This window comes from Chlorobaculum tepidum TLS (assembly GCF_000006985.1).
In the GTDB taxonomy this organism is placed as follows: domain Bacteria; phylum Bacteroidota; class Chlorobiia; order Chlorobiales; family Chlorobiaceae; genus Chlorobaculum; species Chlorobaculum tepidum.
Map to the genome: position 1 here is coordinate 1,414,468 of NC_002932.3, position 20,247 is coordinate 1,434,714.

The 20,247-nt window shown below is 55.8% G+C and carries 19 protein-coding genes; 9 read left to right on the forward strand and 10 right to left on the reverse strand.

Annotated features, from left to right (window positions below; all coding sequences use genetic code 11):
• Positions 1 to 162: 162 nt before the first annotated feature.
• From AYT24_RS06825 to AYT24_RS06850, 6 genes are read right to left on the reverse strand one after another with little or no spacing between them, the layout of a single operon-like run.
• Entirely contained in the window at positions 163 to 1,206 is a 1,044-nt protein-coding gene (locus AYT24_RS06825; protein WP_010933174.1) for an agmatine deiminase family protein, read from the reverse strand.
• Between the two features lie 32 nt (positions 1,207 to 1,238).
• Entirely contained in the window at positions 1,239 to 2,480 is a 1,242-nt protein-coding gene (locus tag AYT24_RS06830; RefSeq protein ID WP_164927265.1) for a M48 family metallopeptidase, read from the reverse strand.
• A 12-nt stretch (positions 2,481 to 2,492) separates the two neighbouring features.
• Positions 2,493 to 3,368: a carbon-nitrogen hydrolase gene (locus AYT24_RS06835; RefSeq protein WP_010933176.1), complete on the reverse strand. Its 876-nt coding sequence runs from the start codon at positions 3,366 to 3,368 to the stop codon at positions 2,493 to 2,495.
• A complete protein-coding gene (locus AYT24_RS06840) occupies positions 3,365 to 4,288 on the reverse strand; it encodes a 1,4-dihydroxy-2-naphthoate polyprenyltransferase (RefSeq protein WP_010933177.1) in 924 nt (307 codons plus the stop codon). The genes AYT24_RS06835 and AYT24_RS06840 overlap by 4 nt, the downstream gene beginning before the upstream one ends.
• A 4-nt stretch (positions 4,289 to 4,292) precedes the next feature.
• Positions 4,293 to 5,375: an NAD(P)/FAD-dependent oxidoreductase gene (locus AYT24_RS06845; RefSeq protein ID WP_010933178.1), complete on the reverse strand. Its 1,083-nt coding sequence runs from the start codon at positions 5,373 to 5,375 to the stop codon at positions 4,293 to 4,295.
• A 33-nt stretch (positions 5,376 to 5,408) separates the two neighbouring features.
• Positions 5,409 to 5,729, reverse strand: coding sequence for a hypothetical protein (locus AYT24_RS06850; RefSeq protein ID WP_010933179.1), 321 nt, complete (start codon positions 5,727 to 5,729; stop codon positions 5,409 to 5,411).
• Positions 5,730 to 5,858: 129 nt separating this feature from the next.
• Here AYT24_RS06850 and hisF point away from each other — a divergent pair, with 129 nt between their 5' ends.
• Positions 5,859 to 6,614, forward strand: a complete 756-nt coding sequence (gene hisF / locus AYT24_RS06855) for an imidazole glycerol phosphate synthase subunit HisF (protein ID WP_010933180.1) — start codon at positions 5,859 to 5,861, stop codon at positions 6,612 to 6,614.
• Positions 6,615 to 6,730: 116 nt separating this feature from the next.
• Here the strand turns inward: hisF and AYT24_RS06860 are convergent, their stop codons facing one another.
• Positions 6,731 to 7,135, reverse strand: coding sequence for a VanZ family protein (locus AYT24_RS06860; protein ID WP_010933181.1), 405 nt, complete (start codon positions 7,133 to 7,135; stop codon positions 6,731 to 6,733).
• A gap of 124 nt (positions 7,136 to 7,259) precedes the next feature.
• Positions 7,260 to 7,472, reverse strand: coding sequence for a twin-arginine translocase TatA/TatE family subunit (tatA, locus tag AYT24_RS06865; RefSeq protein ID WP_010933182.1), 213 nt, complete (start codon positions 7,470 to 7,472; stop codon positions 7,260 to 7,262).
• 301 nt (positions 7,473 to 7,773) lie between these two features.
• Here tatA and AYT24_RS06870 point away from each other — a divergent pair, with 301 nt between their 5' ends.
• From AYT24_RS06870 to AYT24_RS06885, 4 genes are all read left to right on the forward strand, one after another.
• Positions 7,774 to 8,361, forward strand: a complete 588-nt coding sequence (locus AYT24_RS06870) for a DUF4136 domain-containing protein (RefSeq protein ID WP_010933185.1) — start codon at positions 7,774 to 7,776, stop codon at positions 8,359 to 8,361.
• Positions 8,362 to 8,526: 165 nt separating this feature from the next.
• Positions 8,527 to 8,727, forward strand: coding sequence for an addiction module protein (locus AYT24_RS06875; protein ID WP_226986787.1), 201 nt, complete (start codon positions 8,527 to 8,529; stop codon positions 8,725 to 8,727).
• A 19-nt stretch (positions 8,728 to 8,746) separates the two neighbouring features.
• On the forward strand, positions 8,747 to 8,950 hold the full coding sequence (locus tag AYT24_RS06880; protein WP_164927043.1) for an addiction module protein: 204 nt from the start codon (positions 8,747 to 8,749) through the stop codon (positions 8,948 to 8,950).
• On the forward strand, positions 8,940 to 9,167 hold the full coding sequence (locus tag AYT24_RS06885; RefSeq protein WP_226986788.1) for a type II toxin-antitoxin system RelE/ParE family toxin: 228 nt from the start codon (positions 8,940 to 8,942) through the stop codon (positions 9,165 to 9,167). Before AYT24_RS06880 ends, AYT24_RS06885 begins: the two co-directional genes overlap by 11 nt.
• 141 nt (positions 9,168 to 9,308) lie before the next feature.
• Here AYT24_RS06885 and AYT24_RS06890 read toward each other — a convergent pair whose 3' ends face one another.
• Positions 9,309 to 11,684: a phosphoketolase family protein gene (locus AYT24_RS06890; protein WP_164927044.1), complete on the reverse strand. Its 2,376-nt coding sequence runs from the start codon at positions 11,682 to 11,684 to the stop codon at positions 9,309 to 9,311.
• 177 nt (positions 11,685 to 11,861) lie between these two features.
• Complete coding sequence (locus AYT24_RS06895) at positions 11,862 to 13,055, reverse strand: acetate/propionate family kinase (protein WP_164927045.1); 1,194 nt, start codon at positions 13,053 to 13,055, stop codon at positions 11,862 to 11,864.
• A gap of 209 nt (positions 13,056 to 13,264) precedes the next feature.
• On the opposite strand from AYT24_RS06895, the gene AYT24_RS06900 reads away from it, so the two are divergent.
• The 4 genes from AYT24_RS06900 to AYT24_RS06915 all read left to right on the forward strand — a co-directional run bounded on the left by AYT24_RS06900 (position 13,265) and on the right by AYT24_RS06915 (position 20,107).
• A complete protein-coding gene (locus AYT24_RS06900; protein ID WP_010933192.1) occupies positions 13,265 to 16,573 on the forward strand; it encodes a leucine-rich repeat domain-containing protein in 3,309 nt (1,102 codons plus the stop codon).
• The gene (gene hpt / locus AYT24_RS06905) at positions 16,570 to 17,100 is read left to right on the forward strand and encodes a hypoxanthine phosphoribosyltransferase (RefSeq protein WP_010933193.1); all 531 of its coding nucleotides are present in this window, start codon (positions 16,570 to 16,572) and stop codon (positions 17,098 to 17,100) included. The genes AYT24_RS06900 and hpt overlap by 4 nt, the downstream gene beginning before the upstream one ends.
• A gap of 209 nt (positions 17,101 to 17,309) precedes the next feature.
• Entirely contained in the window at positions 17,310 to 18,470 is a 1,161-nt protein-coding gene (nifV, locus tag AYT24_RS06910) for a homocitrate synthase (protein ID WP_164927046.1), read from the forward strand.
• Between the two features lie 14 nt (positions 18,471 to 18,484).
• Positions 18,485 to 20,107 carry a sigma-54-dependent Fis family transcriptional regulator gene (locus AYT24_RS06915; protein WP_010933195.1) on the forward strand — a complete coding sequence of 541 codons (1,623 nt, stop codon included), beginning with the start codon at positions 18,485 to 18,487 and terminating at the stop codon, positions 20,105 to 20,107.
• Positions 20,108 to 20,247: the final 140 nt, after the last annotated feature.

A 20,247-nucleotide genomic window follows, 5' to 3' on the forward strand; every position in this document is an offset into this window, starting at 1 on the left:
AAAGCTCAGCAAACAAAAAAAAAGAGCGGCACAGACTCAGGATATCGGGGAATAAAAAAGCGACCAGAGATGGGTCGCTTTTTTATTCCCTCCTACTTATTGAAAAATCATCGTCGTCGTGATCAACCCTGCAGAATGAAACAAACAGCAGACCTGTTAACGTTACATCGCCGGTTCTTCATGCGTCACGCAGTGAATTGCGCCGAGCCCCCAGATAAGATCGCTGCAATCGATGCCGACGACCTCCCGCTTGGGGAAACATTGTTGCAGGATATCGATGGCTTGCTGGTCGCGCGGGCAGCGGTAGGTCGGTACAAGGACTACGGTGTTGGCGATATAGAAGTTGGCGTAGCTGGCAGGAAGGCGTTCGCCGTCGTAATACACCGGCTCCGGCATGGGAAGTTTGACGATGTTGAGCGGCTTACCGTCGAGGCCGGTCATGGTTTTGAGGAGTTCGTAGTTCTCCCGGAGCGGCTTGTAGTTTTCGTCCTCTGGATCCTCCTCGACGGCGATGACGACGGTGTTTTCGTTGACGAAACGAGCCATGTCATCGACGTGGCCGTCGGTGTCGTCGCCAGCGATACCGTCGCCGAGCCAGAGCACCTTTTCGATACCGAGATAGCGCCTGAGCTGCGCTTCTATCTCGGCTTTGCCCAGCGATGGATTGCGGTTGGGGTTGAGCAGGCAGGCGGTGGTGGTGAGCAGCAGGCCTGCACCATTGACGTCGATCGCGCCGCCTTCGAGCACCATGCCGGTCGAAACCATCGGCAACCCTTGTGCCTTCGCCACACGTTCCGGAACGGCGTTGTCGTCGTCGTACGGCTCGTACTTGCCACCCCAAGCGTTGTACTCCCAGTTCATGATGACTTTATCACGTCGCCCATCCTGCGTGCGGATGACGTAGTTCGGGCCGTGGTCGCGGCACCAGGCGTCGTTGGTTGGAATCCGGTGGAACACGATACGCTCGGCGTATTTCCCCTCGGGATCGCGCTCTTTCAGCAACTCACGCGCCTGCGCCTCCATCGCATCATCGAGCACATTGATATTGACCGTTTCAGAGCGGCTGAGCTGATACGCCAGTTCGGCAAAGACTGCCGGAACCGGCTCGAACTTGCCGGGCCACGATTCGAGCTTGTGCGGCCACGAAAGCCAGGTCGAGGCGTGCGGCGCCCACTCAGGCGGCATGAAATAGGTCGGTTCGCTCATCGGTATGTGGTGACAGGAATGGATTAGATAGTTCAGTGCCGGGCCGCCGCTTCGATCCTTTCAACACGCTGCAACACCGGCGGATGAGAGTAGTTCAGGAAGACGTTAAACGGGTGCGGCGTCAGGTTCGAGAGGTTCTGCCGCGAAAGCTTCTTGAGCGCGTCAGCCAGCAATGCGCCGTTCCGGTACGTCTTCACGGCGTAGTTGTCGGCCTCGAATTCGTTGCGCCGCGAGAGCATCTGCATCAGGATCGAAATGATGAACTCCACCGGATTGTAGAGCAGCATGAAGAAAAGCAGGCTCGCATAGACCGAAGTCTCCTGCATGGCGAAGGCATCAAAGAGCATCCGGTTGTTCATGAAGAGTGAGAGCAGGTAAAAAACCACGCCGAGGTTGAGCATACTGAGCCCCATCGACATGAAAATGTGCTTCTTCTTGAAGTGGCCGATTTCATGGGCCAGCACGGCGACCAGCTCGCCGGTCGAGTGGTTTTTGATGAGCGTGTCGAACAGCACGATGCGCTTGTTCTTGCCGAATCCGGTGAAAAAGGCGTTGCCCTTCGCCGAGCGTTTGGAGCCGTCCATGACGTAGATTCCGGTGAGCGGAAAGCGCACCTCGGCAGCGTAATCCATGATCGACTTGCGAAGCTCGCCATCTTCGAGCGGCTCGAACTTGTTGAACATCGGCATGATCCAGGTCGGCGCAACATATTGCAGAAGCAGACTGAACGCTGTCACGCCCCCCCACGCCCAGAGCCAGCCGAGCGGCCCGGCACTCTGGAAAAACCAGAGGATCGCCGCCAGCACCGGTGTGCCGATCAGCACGGCAAGCAGAAGCGTCTTGATGAGATCAATTACGAACACCTTCGGCGTGGTCTGGTTGAAGCCGAAGCGCTCTTCGAGCACGAAGGTGTGGTAGATGCTGAACGGCAGGTCGGCAACGCTTTGAAGCAACAGCAGCGCGCCGATGTAGAGCACGCCGTTGATGACCGGATCGAAACCCCAGGCGCGAATAAGCTGGTCGAGCGCGTTGAAGCCGCCCGCGAACCAGAAAACGAGCAGCAGGGCGAGATCGAAAGTCGAGCTGATAAGTGAGAATTTGGTGTTGGCCCGGAGGTACTCCTGCGAACGGCGATAGTCCGCCGGATCATACACGTCGCGAAACGCCTCAGGAAGCGTCGGCGACGCAGCACGAAGGTTCAAAAGATCGGCGGCAAGTTTGATGAGCCAGGTGCCGATAAGCGTAAAAAGAATGATTTGGCCGAACAGGTTCATCATCATAACGGTTTATTCGTCGATCCAGCGCCGCGTGATGTCGCCATAGGAGTCGATCCTGCGGTCGCGCATGAAGGGCCAGTGCGAGCGGTAAAAGCCGATCTTCGAGAGGTCGCAGTCGGCGTAGAGAATCTCCTCGCTGTTGTGGGCCGCCTCGGCAATCACCTGACCGAAGGGATCGGAGACGAAGCTGTTGCCCCAGAACTCGAGTTCGCCCTCCGTGCCCGCACGATTGGCGGCGGCGACAAACACACCGTTTGCCACGGCGTGACCGAGATGCGAGGTTTTCCACGCCTGCCGCTGGCTCGCGCGAACCTCCTGCGAGGTCTCGGAGGTGGCCCAGCCGATGGCCGTGGGATAGAAGAGAATATCAGCTCCGCGCAGCGCCGTAAGTCGCGCGGCTTCGGGGTACCACTGATCCCAGCAAATCAGGACGCCGATCGTACCAAATTTCGTATCAAACACCTTGTAACCGAGGTCGCCGGGCACAAAGTAGAACTTCTCGTAGAAGCCCGGATCGTCGGGAATGTGCATCTTGCGGTACTTGCCGAGGTAGCTGCCGTCAGCATCGATCACCGCCGCCGTGTTGTGGTGCACCCCCTTGGCGCGAATCTCAAAGAGCGAAGCCACGATCACCACCCCAAGTTCGGCGGCCAGCTCCTGCAATGCAGCGGTCGACGGGCCGGGAATCGGCTCGGCGTATCCAAACGGCTCGTACTCCTCGGTCTGGCAGAAGTAGAGCGTGGTGAACAGCTCCTGAAGGCAGACGATATTGGCCCCGCCCGCGGCAGCCTGGCGGATGCGCTCCTGCGCTTTCCTGAGGTTTTCCTGCGGATTCTCAACGCAGCTCATCTGGACGAGCGCTATGCGAACCTGATCGGTATTCATGGACGAAAAATCGAAATGATATTGGGAATGACAAGCCCGAGCGAAAAGAGTAAGCCGTGCACGGTAAGCACCTTGCCGGTGCCAGCCAGCACCGCATTCAGCGCCTGGCCCTCGGAAGCGTAGAGCGTGCGCACCATGCCGATGGCGAGCGGAATGCTCAGCAGACTCAGAAGGCACCAGAGCGAATAACCGGTGCTAATCATATAAAACGGAACGAGATAGGCCAGCACCACAAGCGCGACGTACAAAGCGCGGGCCGCCGGAGCGCCAATGCGGGCCGGAAGCGTCATCTTGCCAACCTTCCGGTCGGTGTCGATGTCGCGGATATTGTTGACGAGCAGGATGCAGACCGAGAACGCGCCGGGCGCGGCTGCGGCAACGAGTACCTCCATCGGCAGCGAAAGCGCCTGAACATAATAGGTGCCGCCGACCGCCACGAGGCCGAAAAAGATGAAGACGAACACATCGCCAAGCCCGGAATAGGCGATCGGAAACGGTCCGCCGGTGTAAGCCCAGGCGAAGAGCAGCGAGAGCACGCCAATCAGCAAAATCGGCCAGCCGCCGATGGCGACGAGATACAAGCCAAGCACGAACACCGAAACACCGAGTACGATCGAGACGCGAATCATCGTCTGTTCGGTGATGATTCCGGCAGCAACTGTGCGCGTCGGGCCAAGCCGCTCGGCGGTGTCTGCGCCCTTGCGAAAGTCGTAAATTTCGTTGATGAAGTTGGTGGCGATCTGGATACCGAGCGCGCAGATCAGCGCAACCAGCGCCGGAAGCGGCTTGAATACACCACTGGCTGCAGCGAGAGCCGCACCGATCACGACAGGCATTGCTCCCGCTGGAAGCGTTTTCGGGCGGATAGCCAGCATCCATGCCTGAAACGCCGACAGCTGTGATGAACTTGAAACGGACATACACTTACTCTGCCTTGTTCTCCGTCGCGTTGCCCGCCTCGGCGGCCTTCTTCTCCTTGGCCATCTTGACGCTGCTGAAGACATTACGAATTTTCTCGCCCGGCTTGATGTAGGAGAGGCTGTGGCGCACGGCCATCGTGGCCTCGCTCAGGCCGGTCTGGATGATCTTGAGCTTGCCGGGGTAGTACGCGATGTCGCCCGCCGCGTAGAGGCCATCGACCGATGTTTTCATATGGGAATCAACCACCAGCGCGTTCTCGTACAGTTCGAGGTCCCACCGGGCCAGCGGACCGAGATTCGATTTGAAGCCGATCAGAATCAGCAGCCGGTCAGCCTCGACCGTCCACTTCGAACCATCACTAGAGCGCAAGTGCACGCGCGTCAACACGCCATTTGACTCCTCGATGCTCGCCACTTCAGTTTCGAGATACACGTCGATCGTGCCGTTCGCCCTGGCCCGCTCCACCTCGTGCGCGGTCTTGCCATGACCCTGAAACTCGTGGCCGCGGTGCACCAGCGTCACTGAAGCGGCGTTCTTTATCAGTCCCACCGTCCAGTCGAGCGCCGAATCGCCGCCACCCACGATTACTACGCGCTTGCCCTTGAAATCCTCGACAGATTTAACCGCGTAGTAAACCGAGCTTCCGGTAAGGTGGTCGATGTTGCCGAGCTGCGGCAGCTTGCGCGGCTCGAACGCACCGAGACCGGCAGCAATAAGCACGGCGCGTGAGCGATAAACGTTACCCGTGTTGGTTCGGGTTTCGAAGGTGCCGTCGTCGAGTTTGGTGTATTTCGTGACCGTCTCGTTCAGCACAACATCGGGATTGTACCGTTCGGCCTGCGCCCAGAGACTCTCGACCAGATCGATGGCCGGAACTTCCGGAAAGCCGGCCACGTCGTAGATATGTTTTTCAGGATAGAGCGCCGCAAGCTGCCCGCCGAGCTGTGGCATGCTCTCAATGATACGGCAGGAGATGTTGTTCATGCCGCACTGGAAAGCTGCGAAGATGCCTGTTGGACCACCGCCGATGATGGTGAGATCCCTCATATCGTGGTGGTCGGTCGCTGGATTGTGAATATCTAACATTATGAATGCCTTGATGGGGTTTGCCCTGACGCTTTAGCTGTCAGACTTTTTCAGGTAGATCATGCCCTCCGGATCAACCATGCCATAGAGAATGGCGACAAGCCGATCCTGGTCGTCAAATTCGTGTATTTCAACATGCACAGCCTCCTGCTTGGAGACCTGTTTGCCTGCATCGTTCTTGAAGTAGAAGACCGCCCTAACGCCGCCATGCGGAGTTTCGCCGATGAACAGATAGGTGCCGTCACTCTGTTCGTCGAGAGCGCAACCGGGCTGGCTGGACTCGATGGGACAGCTTGCGCACTGGGAATAGAACCCCTCTTCGGATTCTGCAAAATCGCAAACAGGAAATTTCATGACGGTTTCTCTTTTTCTGTTGGCTGCTTTGAATGCGGCTCAATATAAGAAGACTTTGATATATTGCGGCAGATTCAAAGTCATCCGATGTACCGGGCCGCTGTCCGGCCAACCAACAGTATCGCGCACATGTTAGCCAAACGCATCATACCCTGCCTTGACGTCCGCGACGGACGGGTGGTTAAAGGCATCAACTTCGAAGGCCTCAGGGATGCCGGTTCGATTCTCGAACAGGCCCGCTTTTATAACAATGAAATGGCCGACGAGCTGGTCTTTCTCGACATCTCCGCGTCGCTGGAATCAAGAAGGACAACCCTCGAAGAGGTACTGAAAGTTTCAGGCGAGGTGTTCATTCCGCTCACGGTCGGCGGCGGTATCAGCTCGGTCGAGCGGGCGCACGACGCGTTCCTGCACGGCGCGGACAAGGTGTCGGTCAACACCGCCGCCGTCAGCGAGCCGGAGTTGATCTCGCGCATCGCCGAAAAGTTCGGCTCGCAGGCGGTGGTGGTGGCGATTGATGTGAAAAAGGTCGATGGGCGGTACATCGTTCATACTCATTCGGGCAAAAAGCCGACGGAGTACGAAGCGGTTGAATGGGCACACAAGGTGCAGGAACTCGGCGCGGGCGAGATTCTCCTGACCAGCATGGATCGCGACGGCACGCAGGAGGGCTACGACAACGAAATTCTCAAAATGATCTCGACCACCGTACACATTCCGGTGATCGCCTCCGGCGGCGCAGGCAACCTCGAACATCTCTACCGGGGATTTACGGATGGCCACGCCGACGCTGCGCTCGCGGCCTCGATCTTCCACTTCCGCACCTACTCGATCCGGCAGGCCAAGGAGTACCTGCGCGAACGGGGAATCACGGTCAGGCTCTGAACCTCCGCATACGTAGCGATCGGCCCGGTCGCGACTCCCGGCTTATGAGACAGCTTCTCTTGCGTGGCGCAACATGCGGGAAAACGCTATTTCGGCATGACGTCCATTACGCCATTTCAGTGGTCAGAAAGTCGTAGAGTGAGGCGGGTCAGAAGCACGGGAACGAAGCACAATGCAATACCGGCGCAGTCGGCAAGAAAATCCGACACATCGGAGCTGCGCCACGGGAGAAAAGACTGAATCCATTCAATGAAAATCCCGAAACCCAAAAGAAAAAGCAGCTTTGGCAGGAGTGATTTCAGGCCCGGAAACGATATTTCCGTGAGCATGGTCAATGCAAAAAATGCCGCTGCGTGAAGAACCTTGTCACCGTAATCCATCCTTGGTGGCAGAATCGGGTGATGTATTGTCGCTTCATACAGGGTAAAACCGATCGCAAGAGCAAGTAAAATCCGGGCGATAGAGACGATCCACAAACGGTTGTATTCTCTCGTAATCTTTTCGGATGGAGTAAGAAGCATACTGATTTTTTTCTTGTTGCCGTACAGCGCTCCGGCACATGGCGTACTTTCGTCCTCAAATAGTGTAACGAAAATACAGCTTCATCCAGTAACGAAAAAATCCCGACGAGCAAGCCGTTACGGATCAGGACTTCTTCTCTGAACTTCCGGCCTGCTTGACCGTATCTGAAACGCCATCGACCGCTTTGTGAAACTCCGACTCGATATCGGCCTGCGCTTTCTTGAACTCCTTGATGCCCTTGCCAAGACCTCTGGCCAGTTCCGGAATTTTCTGGCCGCCAAACAGGATCAGTATAACCACTAAAATAAGTAACAACTCAGGCCCACCAACATCCATGACAACTACTCCGTTTTGATTTGATAAAAAAAAGACAAATTCCTTCCCTCTTCACCGTCGCAAAGCGCTAAAAGGCTTTGGTAATCCGGCCTGAAACCGGCAGTTAAAGCTCGTTGAAACGAGCCCCCGTTCTTTATCGCTAAGATAGTACTTATTCTTTCATTTGACACCACTTTTTTTCCCCCTTTTGTGGATTTTATCGAGCCAAAAGTGCGTTGAAGGTTTTTTTCGGATGTTGACGTCAAAAAAACTGCGACGAGACAACACTATTCAGCTAAACGATGAACAGGCGAGGTAAACCATGAGAACACGTTTCTGGATTTTTTCGATGATCGCCCTGCTGACGCTTGCGGGGTGTTCTAACTACCGGGTCGTCAGCGACTACGACCGCACCATTCCCTTCGAGCGCTACAAAACCTACCGATGGAGCGATAAAGGCAGCGCTGGAATCAGCGACGACATTCTTGCCAACAATCCGCTGATCTACAAAAACATTAAATCAGTGGTTGATCGTGAACTGGCCACCAAAGGCTTCGTGCTGAAAGCATCCGGCCCAGTCGATTTCACGGTCTTTCCTCACGCACGAGTCCGCGAGCGGGTGGTTATCGAGCCGAGCGGCTTCTTCGGTTACGGCTGCGGCTACTGCCCCGGCTGGGGATGGCGCAGCTACCCGCCCTACTGGTACGATCCCTACCCGTACCCGGTGTTCAGCCACTATGAAGAGGGCACGCTCATCATCGACATTATCGATTCCAGAAGCGGCGAAGTGGCTTGGGCCGGCATCGCGCGAGGCATCCTGAAAGACTACGATTCATCCGTGCAGATGAACCGCGACCTCGACGAAGTGCTCACAAAAATCATGGCCCAGTTTCCGCCGATGGTGAAATAAGGAGCAACGGCCTCGATTTTGCAGGGGCAGGTTTCGCGCCTGCCCTGTCCTCCGTTCTGCGACTTGCACCATGATGGTTCATTGGATATTTTTTCATTTGCCCGAACGAAAATACCTGAAGACAAACAGGAATATTAGATTATGACAGCGAGCGCCGAAAAAATAATGAACGATGCCCTCAGACTAACCCCTGTTGAAAGGGCAGAAATGATTGAGCGACTCTTTCAGAGTTTCGACAATCATCGCAAAGCCGAGATCGATGCTGCGTGGGCTGCTGAATTCGAGTCGAGGCTCGACGCTTACAAAGAAGGCAAAATCAAAGCATCGCCGGTCGAAGAGGTAATGGCAAGAATCAACAAAAGATGAACATTTAGTGAAAACAATCATGGAACAAGCATTATTAGATCAAGCGTTGGCAATGTCGCCAAATGAACGGGTTGAATTCGCGCAACTTATTCTGGCAAGCATTGAGCACGAAGACGAAAAAATCAGGCAAAAGTGGATTACTGAAGTCAAAGACAGAATGGCGGCCCTAAAGTCTGGTAAAGCGAAATTAATCGATTTTGACAGCTTGTACCATGAAGATTAGAATTCATGAGCTTGCAGCTCACGAATTGGATGAGGCTATTGAATGGCATGAACTTCAATCCAGAGATCTTGGCAAGCATTTCAGGAGAATTGTCAGAGAGCAGGTTAAAACCTTAGCCAGAAATCCGATTTGGTATCTCAGAAAATCCGATGATATTTATAAGGCATTCATCCCCAAATTTCCCTATAAAAATATTGTACACCGCAGAAGAAAATGAACTTGTAATTTGGGCAATCGCCCACATGCATCGAGAACCAAGATATTGGCAAAACAGGTTAAGCTGACAATCTGACTCTCCCTACCTCCAACACAAAAAGCGGCCTGTCAAAGGCCGCTTTTCTTTTCATATCACATCAAATCAATCCTCCCAGCGCCAATCCCTCACTTCCGGCATATCCTCGCCATATTTCGTGATGTACTCCTTGTGCTCGATCAGGCGGTCGCGGACGTATTGTTTGATGTAGGCAGCTTGTGGCCTGAGGCTCTCCACGCGGTTGGCTACGTCGGCTACCAGGTGGAAGCGGTCGAGCTCGTTCATCACCACCATGTCGAACGGCGTCGTCGTGGTGCCCTCCTCCTTGTAGCCACGCACGTGCAGGTTGTGGTGGTTCGTGCGGCGGTAGGTCAGCCGGTGGATCAGCCACGGGTAACCGTGATAGGCGAAGATGATCGGCTTGTCTGTAGTAAACATGTCGTCGAAATCGCGATCGGCAAGGCCGTGCGGGTGCTCCTCTTTCGGCTGGAGAGTCATGAGATCGACCACGTTGACCACCCTGATCTTCAACTCCGGCGCGAGTTTGCGCAGAATCTTGACGGCGGCCAGCGTTTCAAGCGTCGGCACGTCGCCCGCACAAGCCATCACCACGTCCGGCTCGCCCTCATTCGCGTCATTCGAGGCCCACTCCCAGATGCCGATGCCGCTGGTACAGTGCCGCACGGCGGACTCCATGTCAAGCCACTGCCACGCTGGCTGTTTACCCGCCACAATCACATTGATGTAATTGCGGGAGCGCAGGCAATGGTTTGTGACCGACAGCAGCGAATTGGCGTCTGGCGGCAGATAAACACGAATCACGCTCGACTTCTTGTTGACCACATGGTCAATAAAACCGGGATCCTGATGCGAAAAGCCGTTGTGATCCTGCCGCCACACGTGCGAAGTCAGGAAATAGTTCAGCGAAGCGATGGGCCGGCGCCAGGGAATTTCGGCACCAGTCACCTTCAGCCACTTGGCGTGCTGGTTGAACATCGAGTCGATGATGTGGATGAACGCCTCGTAGCATGAGAAGAAGCCGTGGCGTCCGGTCAAAAGGTATCCTTCAAGCCACCCCTGGCAGGTGTGCTCCGAGAGAATTTCCATCACGCGGCCATCGCGCGACAGATGATCGTCGGTCGGCAGCATCCCGGCCATCCACGTGCGGTCGGTCTCTTCGAACAGCTCGCCAAGGCGGTTTGATGCGGTCTCGTCCGGCCCGAAAACGCGGAAGTTGGCCGCCTTCTCGTTCATCTTCATGATGTCGCGCAGAAAGCGGGCCATCGGCTTAGGCGCTTCGGCCTCCACCGATCCGGGCTTCGGTACATCGATTCCATATTCCCGAAAGTCCGGCATCCGCAACTCCTTGAGCAACAGGCCGCCGTTGGCGTGTGGAATATCGCCCATGCGCTTCTTGCCACGCGGAGCCAGCTCCTGCAACTCAGGAAGAAGAACGCCATCCGCTGTGAACAGCTCTTCGGCACGGTAGCTTTTCAGCCACGTTTCGAGCAGCGCCATGTGCTCCGGATTGTCTCGCACCGTGCTGAACGGCACCTGGTGTGAACGCCAGCTCCCCTCGGCGGGTTTGCCGTCAACCACCTTCGGCCCCGTCCACCCTTTCGGAGAGCGAAACACGATCATCGGCCACATCGGTCGCTCGGTCACGCCATCGACCCTCGCCCGGCGCTGGATTTCGGCGATCTCATCGAAGCAGCGGTCCATCGTCGCCGCCATCATCTGGTGCATCGTCGCCGGGTCATCCCCCTCAACGAAGTACGGTTTGTAGCCGTAGCCAATCATGAGCTGCTCCAGCTCCTCGTGCGAAATGCGCGCCAGCACCGTTGGGTTGGCGATCTTGTAGCCGTTCAGGTGCAGAACCGGCAGCACCGCCCCGTCGCGCTTCGGGTTCAGGAACTTGTTGCTGTGCCACGCCGTCGCCAGTGGCCCCGTCTCTGCCTCGCCATCGCCGATGACACAGGCTGCGACAAGATCGGGATTGTCGAACACCGCGCCGTAAGCGTGCGACAACGCATAGCCCAGCTCTCCGCCCTCATGGATCGATCCCGGCGTTGCGGGAGCCACGTGGCTCGGAATACCGCCCGGAAACGAGAACTGCCGGAACAGCCGCTTCATGCCCGCCTCGTCGAACGACACATCGGGATAGTACTCACTGTAGGTACCCTCCAGCCATACGTTCGCCACCAGCGCAGGCCCGCCATGTCCCGGCCCGGCGATATAGATAATGTCAAGATCGCGGTTGCGGATGATGCGGTTCAGGTGCACGTAAAGGAAATTGAGACCGGGAGTGGTGCCCCAGTGGCCGAGCAGGCGGGGCTTGATATGTTCTTTGGAGAGCGGCTCTTTCAGGAGTGGATTGTCCATCAGATAAATCTGGCCGACGGAAAGGTAGTTCGCCGCTCGCCAGTAAGCGTTCATCAGATCGAGTTCGCGAGGGGAAAGCGGAGTCGTCATTTCAGTCATCAGTATTGTTGATTTGATAGTTGTTGTATGCTGAGTCCGGAGTTCATCCGGAACTCTATTTTCCGATCTTACAATCAAGTGCATCACGTTAAACGAGAGGGTGGCACCAGTGAACCGGTGCCGCCCTCCTTTCGTCATTCAATGCCAAACCGGTAACCACACCATATTGGCATCACATCAACCATTTTCGAGCACACGTCTTGTCTCTCTGACAATCGTCACCTCTTCGTTGGTTTCAATAACTTTGACGACAACCCGGCTGGTATCTGTCGAAATAATTCCGGAATGATTCAGATTCTTTTCATGATCAACCTGGACGCCAAGAAATTCGAGGCCTGAACAGATTCGCTCGCGAACATCTGGCGAATAAAGGCCAATGCCGCCGGTGAAGACGATCATGTCGAGGCCACCGAGCACCGCCACGAGCGCGCCAATGTGCTTGCGGGCGCTGTAGCAGAAAAGCTCCCCGGCCAGTCGCGCCTGTTCGTTCTCCGCTTCAGCGTCAAGCAGGTCGCGCATGTCGTCGCTCAGGCCGGAGACACCAAGCAGGCCGGACTTTTTGTTCACCATGTCGCGCAAGCCATCTGAATCGAGATGCCCTTGCTGCAACAGAAACAGCACCACGCCCGGATCGAGATCACCCGTGCGCGTGCTCATCACGAGGCCACCCGCAGGCGAAAAGCCCATCGTCGTCTCGACGCTCCGACCGTCGAGCACCGCCGCCATGCTGGCTCCGTGGCCGAGATGCGCGAGAATGAGGCGACCCTTGCGGGCAAACGGATCCCCCTCGGCTTGCAGTTGACTGAGAATGTACTGGTAGGAAAGACCGTGAAACCCGTACCGCTGCACCCCCTGATTCCGGTACTCTTCAGGAATGGGACAGAGCTTCGCCAGCGGCGGCATTGTGCTGTGGAATGCGGTATCGAAGCAGGCCACCTGGAACACACCCGGCAGTTCGGATGCGGCGTAGCGGATGGCGTTCAGCGCCTGCGGCAGATGTTCGGGGGCGTAGGGAACGATTTCGGCGATGGAGTCAAGCAGTTCAGAGGTGACCTTTTCGGGAGTGGTGTGACGGGGTCCACCATGCACCACCCGATGGCCCACAGCGTCCGGCATTCCGGGGCCGTGCTGCGTGATCCAGGAAAACACGTAGCGACAAGCCGCGGCATGATCGGGAACATCAACCCGCTCACAATCGATAAATCGACCCTCGGGGTCGGTCACGGAGAAGCGTCCGTCCGGCAAACCGATCCGGGTCAGTGATCCGGAAAAGAGCAGCTCCTCGGTATCCCCGCTCTCATACAGTGAAAACTTGATACTCGACGAACCGGTATTGAGAGCAAGAATGGTACACACCGGCCTGGGCATCATGGCAAAAATCCTCAGAAAAATTACAGGCACAAACGGCAACCATCACCGTCAGCTCCAAAAAGTAAGATCAAGATACATGATAGACAACACTAACCAAGCCGGTAAGTCGTTACGTTCCTGAAAACTCGGAGGGGGCACGTATCCTCAAAATTTCGCCGTATCTTACGCAAACACAACCACCCCTCATTTTCAAAAAGACAAGGAGACCCATGAGCGACCTTGATGTTATCCGGCAAATCGAGCAGGAACTCGGCATGCAACTTGAGCCTGTTGACAAATTAAAATGGTATTCAAAAGGGTATAAGCTCGATAAAGATCAGCGGGTTACTGCGATAGGATTGTACGATTGCGGAAGTGACACGCTGGATCGAATCATTCAGCCGCTTGAATCGCTCAAATCGCTCTCGGAACTCTCGCTCTCCAGCAACCAGATCACCGACATTTCGCCGCTCGCATCCCTCAACTCACTCTCGATGCTCTGGCTCGACCGCAACCAGATCACCGACATTGCGCCGCTCGCATCGCTCAACTCACTCTCGATGCTCTGGCTCTTCGGCAACAAGATCAGCGACATTGCGCCGCTTGAATCGCTCAAATCGCTCACGGAACTCCAGCTCTCCAGCAACCAGATCACCGACATCGCGCCGCTCGCATCCCTCAAATCGCTCACGGAACTCTCGCTCTCCGGCAACAATATCAGCGACATTGCGCCGCTTGAATCGCTCAAATCGCTCACGGAACTCTCGCTCTCCAGCAACCAGATCACCGACATTGCGCCGCTCGCATCCCTCAAATCGCTCACGGAACTCTCGCTCTCCAGCAACCAGATCAGCGACATTGCGCCGCTTGAATCGCTCAAATCGCTCACGGAACTACAGCTCTCCCGCAACCAGATCAGCGACATTGCGCCGCTTGAATCGCTCAAATCGCTCACGGAACTCCAGCTCTCCAGCAACCAGATCACCGACATCGCGCCGCTCGCATCCCTCAAATCGCTCACGGAACTACAGCTCTCCCGCAACCAGATCAGCGACATTGCGCCGCTTGAATCGCTCAACTCGCTCTCGAAGCTCTGGCTCAACGGCAACCAGATCACCGACATTGCGCCGCTCGCATCCCTCAACTCGCTCACGGAACTCGAGCTCTCCAGCAACCAGATCACCGACATCGCGCCGCTCGCATCCCTCAAATCGCTCTCGACGCTCTGGCTCTCCAGCAACCAGATCAGCGACATTGCGCCGCTCGCATCGCTCGAATCGCTCTCGGAACTCTCGCTCTCCAGCAACCAGATCAGCGACATTTCGCCGCTCGCATCCCTCAACTCGCTCACCGGGTTCGACGTCAGGCGCAATCCGATCAAAAGATTGCCTGAAACAATCACCGGGTTCGACATGGAAATTCTATGGAATGATTTCAGCTCATCAGGGTTCATCACGTTTTTCGACAACCCTCTCGAATCTCCGCCGCCTGAAATCGTCAAACAGGGCAAAGAGGCCGTCCGGCAATATTTCCAGTCGATTGAAGAGGCCCGCTCAAAAGGCGAAGCACTTGTCCACTTGCAGGAAATAAAAGTGCATCTCATCGGCGACGGGATGGCCGGTAAAACCTCGTTGCTGAAACAGCTTATCGGCGAAACGTTTGACCCAAAAGAGTCACAAACGCATGGCCTGAATGTTGTCACAAAACAGGCCCCCAACATCAAAGGTCTGGAAAATGACGATGAACTCAAGGAGTGCCTGTTCCACTTCTGGGATTTCGGCGGGCAGGAGATCATGCATGCTTCGCATCAGTTTTTCATGACCAGAAGCTCGGTTTATATGCTGCTGCTCGACAGCCGCACCGACAGCAACAAGCACTACTGGCTGCGCCATATCGAGAAGTATGGCGGAAAGTCGCCGGTGATCGTTGTGATGAACAAAATCGACGAAAATCCCAGCTACAACATTGAGCAGAAAAAGATCAACGAGCGCTTCCCAGCAATCGAAAACCGTTTCCACCGGATTTCCTGCAAAAACGGAGATGGCGTTGAAAGCATCGCGAAAAGCCTGAAAAGCGCCGTGCTTCATCCAGATTCGATCTACGGAACGCCGCTGGCGCCGAGCTGGATAAAGGTCAAGGAAAAGCTGGTCGAAGCGACTACAGCGCAACGATACCTCAACCGAACAGAAGTCGAAAAGATATGCAACGATTCGGGCATCACCGACCCCGGCGAAAGAAAAACGCTGCTCGGCTACCTGAACAACCTCGGCATCGTGCTCTATTTCGAAGCGCTCGACCTTTCCGAAATTTACGTGCTCGACCCCCACTGGGTCACCATCGGCGTGTACCGAATCATCAACTCATCCAAAACAAAAAACGGCCACCTGAACACCAGCGCCCTCGGCTACATTTTGAACGAAGAGCAGATTCGATGCGACGAGTATGACCCGGCAAAAAACAACAAATTCACCTACACTCTCCTGGAGCAGCGCTATCTGCTCGACATTATGAAGCAGTTCGAGCTGTGCTATGATGAAGGCAAAGGTTTGTTCATCATTCCATCGAACCTGCCCACACAGATCGACAACGAACCGGAGATCACCGAAGGAGAACCGCTGCGGTTCATCATGAAGTACGACTACCTGCCATCAACCATCATTCCTCGGTTGATGATCGCCATGCAGCACCAGATTCTCGATAGAATGCAGTGGCGCTACGGCATGGTGCTAAAAAGCCAAGATCACGAAGGAGCTCTCGCAAAAGTAGTGGCCGAGACAAAAGACTCGACCATCACCATCGCAATTCAGGGCGAACCGCGATGCAAACGAGAGTACCTCTCCATCATCTGGTACGAGATCAAGAAGATCAACGCCAACTTCACGAACCTCGACGTCAAGGAGTTTATTCCGCTACCCGGCCATCCAGACGAACTTGTAGAATACAAAGAACTGCTGGGACTCGAAAAAATGGGGCGAGACGAGTATGTTTCAGGAAAGCTCGAAAAAGTATTCTCCGTCTCGAAAATGCTCGACAGCGTCATCAGCAAAGAAGAACGAAACAAGGAGAGACTCATGGGCGACATCAACATCAAATTGGAAAACATCGGTAATCCAACTATCCCGATCCACCAGCAGGTCGAGGTAAACGTTAGTCAGGAAACCGTTCAACATGTCGAAAACCTGCAAGGCTTTTTCGAAAACCTCAAGGCAGACATCCTGCGGGAAGCCGAACTTGAAATCGACGATCCGAAAGAGAGAAAACGGCTGGCAAATGAACTGGAGCTGGCGGAAAACGCAATTACCAAAATGGACGCCGCCGTGAAGAGCGGGAAGAACAAGCTGAAACCAGACGTAAAAGATCGCCTCGGTGAATTCATCGACAACCTTGCCAACGAAAATTCGAGACTGCGCAAAGGGATCGCGCTGGTCATGAACGGCGCGGAAAAAGTGCAAAAACTCGCTCGATACTACAACAACGTCGCGCCATTCTTCGACCTGCCATCGGTGCCGCCCGTGCTGCTGGGCAAAGAGAAAACATGATCGAGAACGTGCCGTTCACCGAGCTGATCTCCGCCGAGCGCATCGCGGCTCGTGTCGCCGAGCTGGGCGCAGAAATTTCACGCGACCTGGCCGGTATCGACGAGCTGACTGTGGTGTGCGTGCTGAAAGGCGGATTCATTTTCACAGCCGATCTGGTGCGGCACATCACCATTCCCTGCCGCATCGAGTTCATCCGCGCTTCGAGTTACGGCACGCACCGCGCCTCCACAGGCAAGGTGATGCTCGATCATCACCACGATCCGCATGTCGAGGGCAAGAACGTGCTGCTCGTCGAAGATATCCTCGATACCGGGCTGACCATCACCCGCGTCCTCGAAGAGCTGCGCGGCCACAATCCTGCATCCCTGCATGTCTGCACCCTGCTCGACAAGCCTTCAGCGCGCACCACACCCGTCAAGGCGGACTTCACCGGCTTCACCATTCCGGATGTTTACGTCGTGGGTTATGGACTCGATGCCGCCGGAAAGCATCGCGAGTTGCCTTACGTCGCATCACTGAACGCCTGAAGCCCTCTCCACCGCTCTCTCCAGGAGAACCCTCCATGCCCTTCGATCCTTGCGCCGCACCTTCTCTTCACCGGCACATACCGTCACCATACTACCATAATGTTTACTTTTTTCTCTTAAAATCGTTTTATATCCTAATATTTTTATGATTAGTTTTATATTTACCTAAATTAAAAGGATCAGTAAAGTCAATACGCAAAAAAACACCCGTGCCAACCCGAACTGAAACCAGACCCGGAGTGATCCGCAAACCGTGGATCATCGATACGACCCTCCGGGATGGAGAGCAGGCCCCCGGCGTGGTGTTCAGTCCGCACGAAAAAAAGCGGATAGCAGCAATGCTTGCAGAAACCGGCGTCGATGAGATCGAAGTGGGCTACCCGGCCATCAGTGCGGCGGAGCGGAAGGTGATTCGCGAGATCGTCGCCATGAAACTGCCGGTACGCCTGACTTCGTGGTCGCGGGCCAATATGGCGGACATCGAGTTGGCGGCAGAATGCGGCACCGATGCGGTGCACATCAGTTTTCCGGCCTCCCGGCTCTATCTGGAGCTGATACACAAGAAGGATGACTGGATTCAGGAGCAGCTTCACGCGCTTGTTTCCAAAGCTCGCGAACGGTTCGATTTCGTCAGCGTCGGCGGACAGGACGCCACGAGAAGTAGCACTGATTTTCTGCAACGCTTCATGCTCGATGCTGAAGCTGCCGGAGCCAAACGGTTCAGGATCGCCGATACGGTAGGCATCGCCACGCCGGTGTCGGTGATGGCCCTCGGCGCAGCGTTGCGCCAAAGCTCGTCGCTGCCGCTGGAGTTCCACGCGCACAACGATCTCGGCATGGCGACCGCCAACGCCTTCACGGCACTCAACGAGGGATTCGAAGCGGTCAGCGTGTCGGTGACCGGTCTCGGAGAGCGTGCGGGCAACGCGGCCCTCGAAGAGCTGGCAATGGCGCTTGCGCTGAATGGAGACTTCGACACGCATCTCGACACATCGATGCTCTCCCGGCTTTGCGACGCCGTGGCCACGGCTTCCGGACGAGCCATTCAGGAGCAAAAACCGGTGGTCGGACGTTCAGCCTTCCAGCACGAATCGGGCATTCATTGCGCCGCGCTGTTGCAGGATCCGCTCTCCTACCAGCCGTTCCTGCCGTCGCGGGTTGGCCGCAGCGATTTCGAGATAGTCATCGGCAAACACTCAGGCACAGCGGCGATCATCGCCCATTTCAACCGGCGCGGAATCACGATTTCGAAAAAGGAGGCCCGCGAACTGCTCGATCTGATCCGTAGTCAGTCCGACCGCCTCAAACGGGCGCTCCGGACCGACGAGATCGACGCGCTCCGTGAACAAAACTCTGTGAAACACGCTTAACTCGAATAGTTTTCATGCTCATCGCTCAGGAACAGGAACAGAGCAGCATCAGTCTACTCGCCGAGGTCAGCAGGGCCGTCAACAATGAGGAGGACATCAGCAAGGTGCTCCGGCTGGTGCTTTTCATCTTGTCAGAACATATGAACATGCTCAGAGGCATGGTCACCATTCTGAACCGCACTACCGGCGAGATGGTCATCAACGAATCGTTCGGCCTGACCGACGAGCAGCGTCAGCTTGCCCGCTACAAGGTTGGCGAAGGCATCATCGGCCAGGTGGTCAAAACGGGACGCCCCTCCGTCGTGCCCCGCATCAATGAAGAGCCGCTTTTTCTCGACCGCACCCAGTCCAGAGCCGAGGAAAACAAGGAGGAGTTGTGCTTCATCTGCGTGCCCATCAAGGTGGGACGCGAGGTTATCGGCACACTGAGCGCTGACCGGCGAATTTCCGTTCCCGCTGAAAATGGCGACAAGAAGCTCTGGCGCAAAAGTGACCGGATCGATGTTCTGCAGTACTATGTCGATCTGCTCTCGATCATTGCGGCCATGATCGCCCAGGCGGTTCGCATCAAGCAGCTCGATGACGAAAAGAGCATCGATGGCGCACACGAACGAACCGGTACCCCTGCACTGGGCTTCCAGATCATCGATAGAGAAATCGAAGAAGAGTTGCCCGAAACGGAACGGCCCGCCAACATCATCGGAAACGCCAAGCCGATGATGTCGCTCTTCAAGATGATCGACAAAATCTCGAAAACCAGCGCTACGGCCCTGATTCTCGGCGAAAGCGGCGTCGGCAAGGAGCTGGTGGCCAACGCCATCCACTTCAAAAGCATGAGGAATGGCAAGCCGTTCATCAAGTTCAACTGCGCGGCGCTGCCGGAAAGCATTGTCGAAAGTGAGCTGTTCGGCCATGAAAAAGGAGCCTTCACCGGCGCCTCGGCACAGCGGCGCGGGCGCTTCGAGCTTGCCGACGGCGGCACGCTTTTTCTCGACGAGGTCGGCGAGCTGAGCCTGCCAACGCAGGCCAAGTTGCTGCGAATCATCCAGGAGAAGGAGTTCGAGCGGGTCGGCGGATCGAAAACCATCAAAACCGACGTGCGCATCATCGCAGCCACCAACCGGAACCTCGAGGAACAGATCCAGAAAGGCAACTTCCGCGAGGATCTCTACTACCGACTCAACATCTTCCCGATCACCGTGCCGCCGCTTCGCGAGCGCAAGACGGATATTTTGCTGCTGGCGGACTATTTCGTGGAGCAGTTCAACAAGACCAACCACAAGGGTGTGCGGCGGATTTCGACCACGGCCATCGACATGCTGATGCGCTACCACTGGCCCGGCAACGTGCGCGAGTTGCAGAACTGCATCGAACGCGCGGTGATTCTGAGCGAGGACAACGTCATCCACGGCTACCACCTGCCGCCGTCGCTCCAGACCGCCGAGTCAAGCGGCACCCCCTACACCGGCGACTTGCAGCAGAAACTCGACGCCATCGAGAAGGAGATGATCATCGAAGCGCTCAAACGCACCAAAGGCAACATGACCAAAGCCGCCATCCAACTCGGCCTGTCGGACAGGATCATGGGATTAAGGATGAAGAAATTCAATATCGACTACCGGAAATTCCGGGCGTGAGAGAAAAAAAAGGCTCCTCGCTGCTTCGAGTGGGTAACGTGTGAGAAGCGTATCTTTTGGTTTGCACATTTTACCACTTCGCCTAAAAAAGACCTCAACCTTTTTCAGTGAGCCCTGGGACTTGAATCGCCCTGGCAGGT

What these genes read in the sequence shown, in the direction of transcription:
- AYT24_RS06825 (WP_010933174.1), bottom strand. Translation starts at nt 1,206, where the DNA reads ATGAGCGAACCGACCTATTTCATGCCGCCTGAGTGGGCGCCGCACGCC.
- AYT24_RS06830 (WP_164927265.1), bottom strand. Translation starts at nt 2,480, where the DNA reads ATGAACCTGTTCGGCCAAATCATTCTTTTTACGCTTATCGGCACCTGG.
- AYT24_RS06835 (WP_010933176.1), bottom strand. Translation starts at nt 3,368, where the DNA reads ATGAATACCGATCAGGTTCGCATAGCGCTCGTCCAGATGAGCTGCGTT.
- AYT24_RS06840 (WP_010933177.1), bottom strand. Translation starts at nt 4,288, where the DNA reads ATGTCCGTTTCAAGTTCATCACAGCTGTCGGCGTTTCAGGCATGGATG.
- AYT24_RS06845 (WP_010933178.1), bottom strand. Translation starts at nt 5,375, where the DNA reads ATGTTAGATATTCACAATCCAGCGACCGACCACCACGATATGAGGGAT.
- AYT24_RS06850 (WP_010933179.1), bottom strand. Translation starts at nt 5,729, where the DNA reads ATGAAATTTCCTGTTTGCGATTTTGCAGAATCCGAAGAGGGGTTCTAT.
- hisF (WP_010933180.1), top strand. Translation starts at nt 5,859, where the DNA reads ATGTTAGCCAAACGCATCATACCCTGCCTTGACGTCCGCGACGGACGG.
- AYT24_RS06860 (WP_010933181.1), bottom strand. Translation starts at nt 7,135, where the DNA reads ATGCTTCTTACTCCATCCGAAAAGATTACGAGAGAATACAACCGTTTG.
- tatA (WP_010933182.1), bottom strand. Translation starts at nt 7,472, where the DNA reads ATGGATGTTGGTGGGCCTGAGTTGTTACTTATTTTAGTGGTTATACTG.
- AYT24_RS06870 (WP_010933185.1), top strand. Translation starts at nt 7,774, where the DNA reads ATGAGAACACGTTTCTGGATTTTTTCGATGATCGCCCTGCTGACGCTT.
- AYT24_RS06875 (WP_226986787.1), top strand. Translation starts at nt 8,527, where the DNA reads ATGAACGATGCCCTCAGACTAACCCCTGTTGAAAGGGCAGAAATGATT.
- AYT24_RS06880 (WP_164927043.1), top strand. Translation starts at nt 8,747, where the DNA reads ATGGAACAAGCATTATTAGATCAAGCGTTGGCAATGTCGCCAAATGAA.
- AYT24_RS06885 (WP_226986788.1), top strand. Translation starts at nt 8,940, where the DNA reads ATGAAGATTAGAATTCATGAGCTTGCAGCTCACGAATTGGATGAGGCT.
- AYT24_RS06890 (WP_164927044.1), bottom strand. Translation starts at nt 11,684, where the DNA reads ATGACTGAAATGACGACTCCGCTTTCCCCTCGCGAACTCGATCTGATG.
- AYT24_RS06895 (WP_164927045.1), bottom strand. Translation starts at nt 13,055, where the DNA reads ATGATGCCCAGGCCGGTGTGTACCATTCTTGCTCTCAATACCGGTTCG.
- AYT24_RS06900 (WP_010933192.1), top strand. Translation starts at nt 13,265, where the DNA reads ATGAGCGACCTTGATGTTATCCGGCAAATCGAGCAGGAACTCGGCATG.
- hpt (WP_010933193.1), top strand. Translation starts at nt 16,570, where the DNA reads ATGATCGAGAACGTGCCGTTCACCGAGCTGATCTCCGCCGAGCGCATC.
- AYT24_RS06915 (WP_010933195.1), top strand. Translation starts at nt 18,485, where the DNA reads ATGCTCATCGCTCAGGAACAGGAACAGAGCAGCATCAGTCTACTCGCC.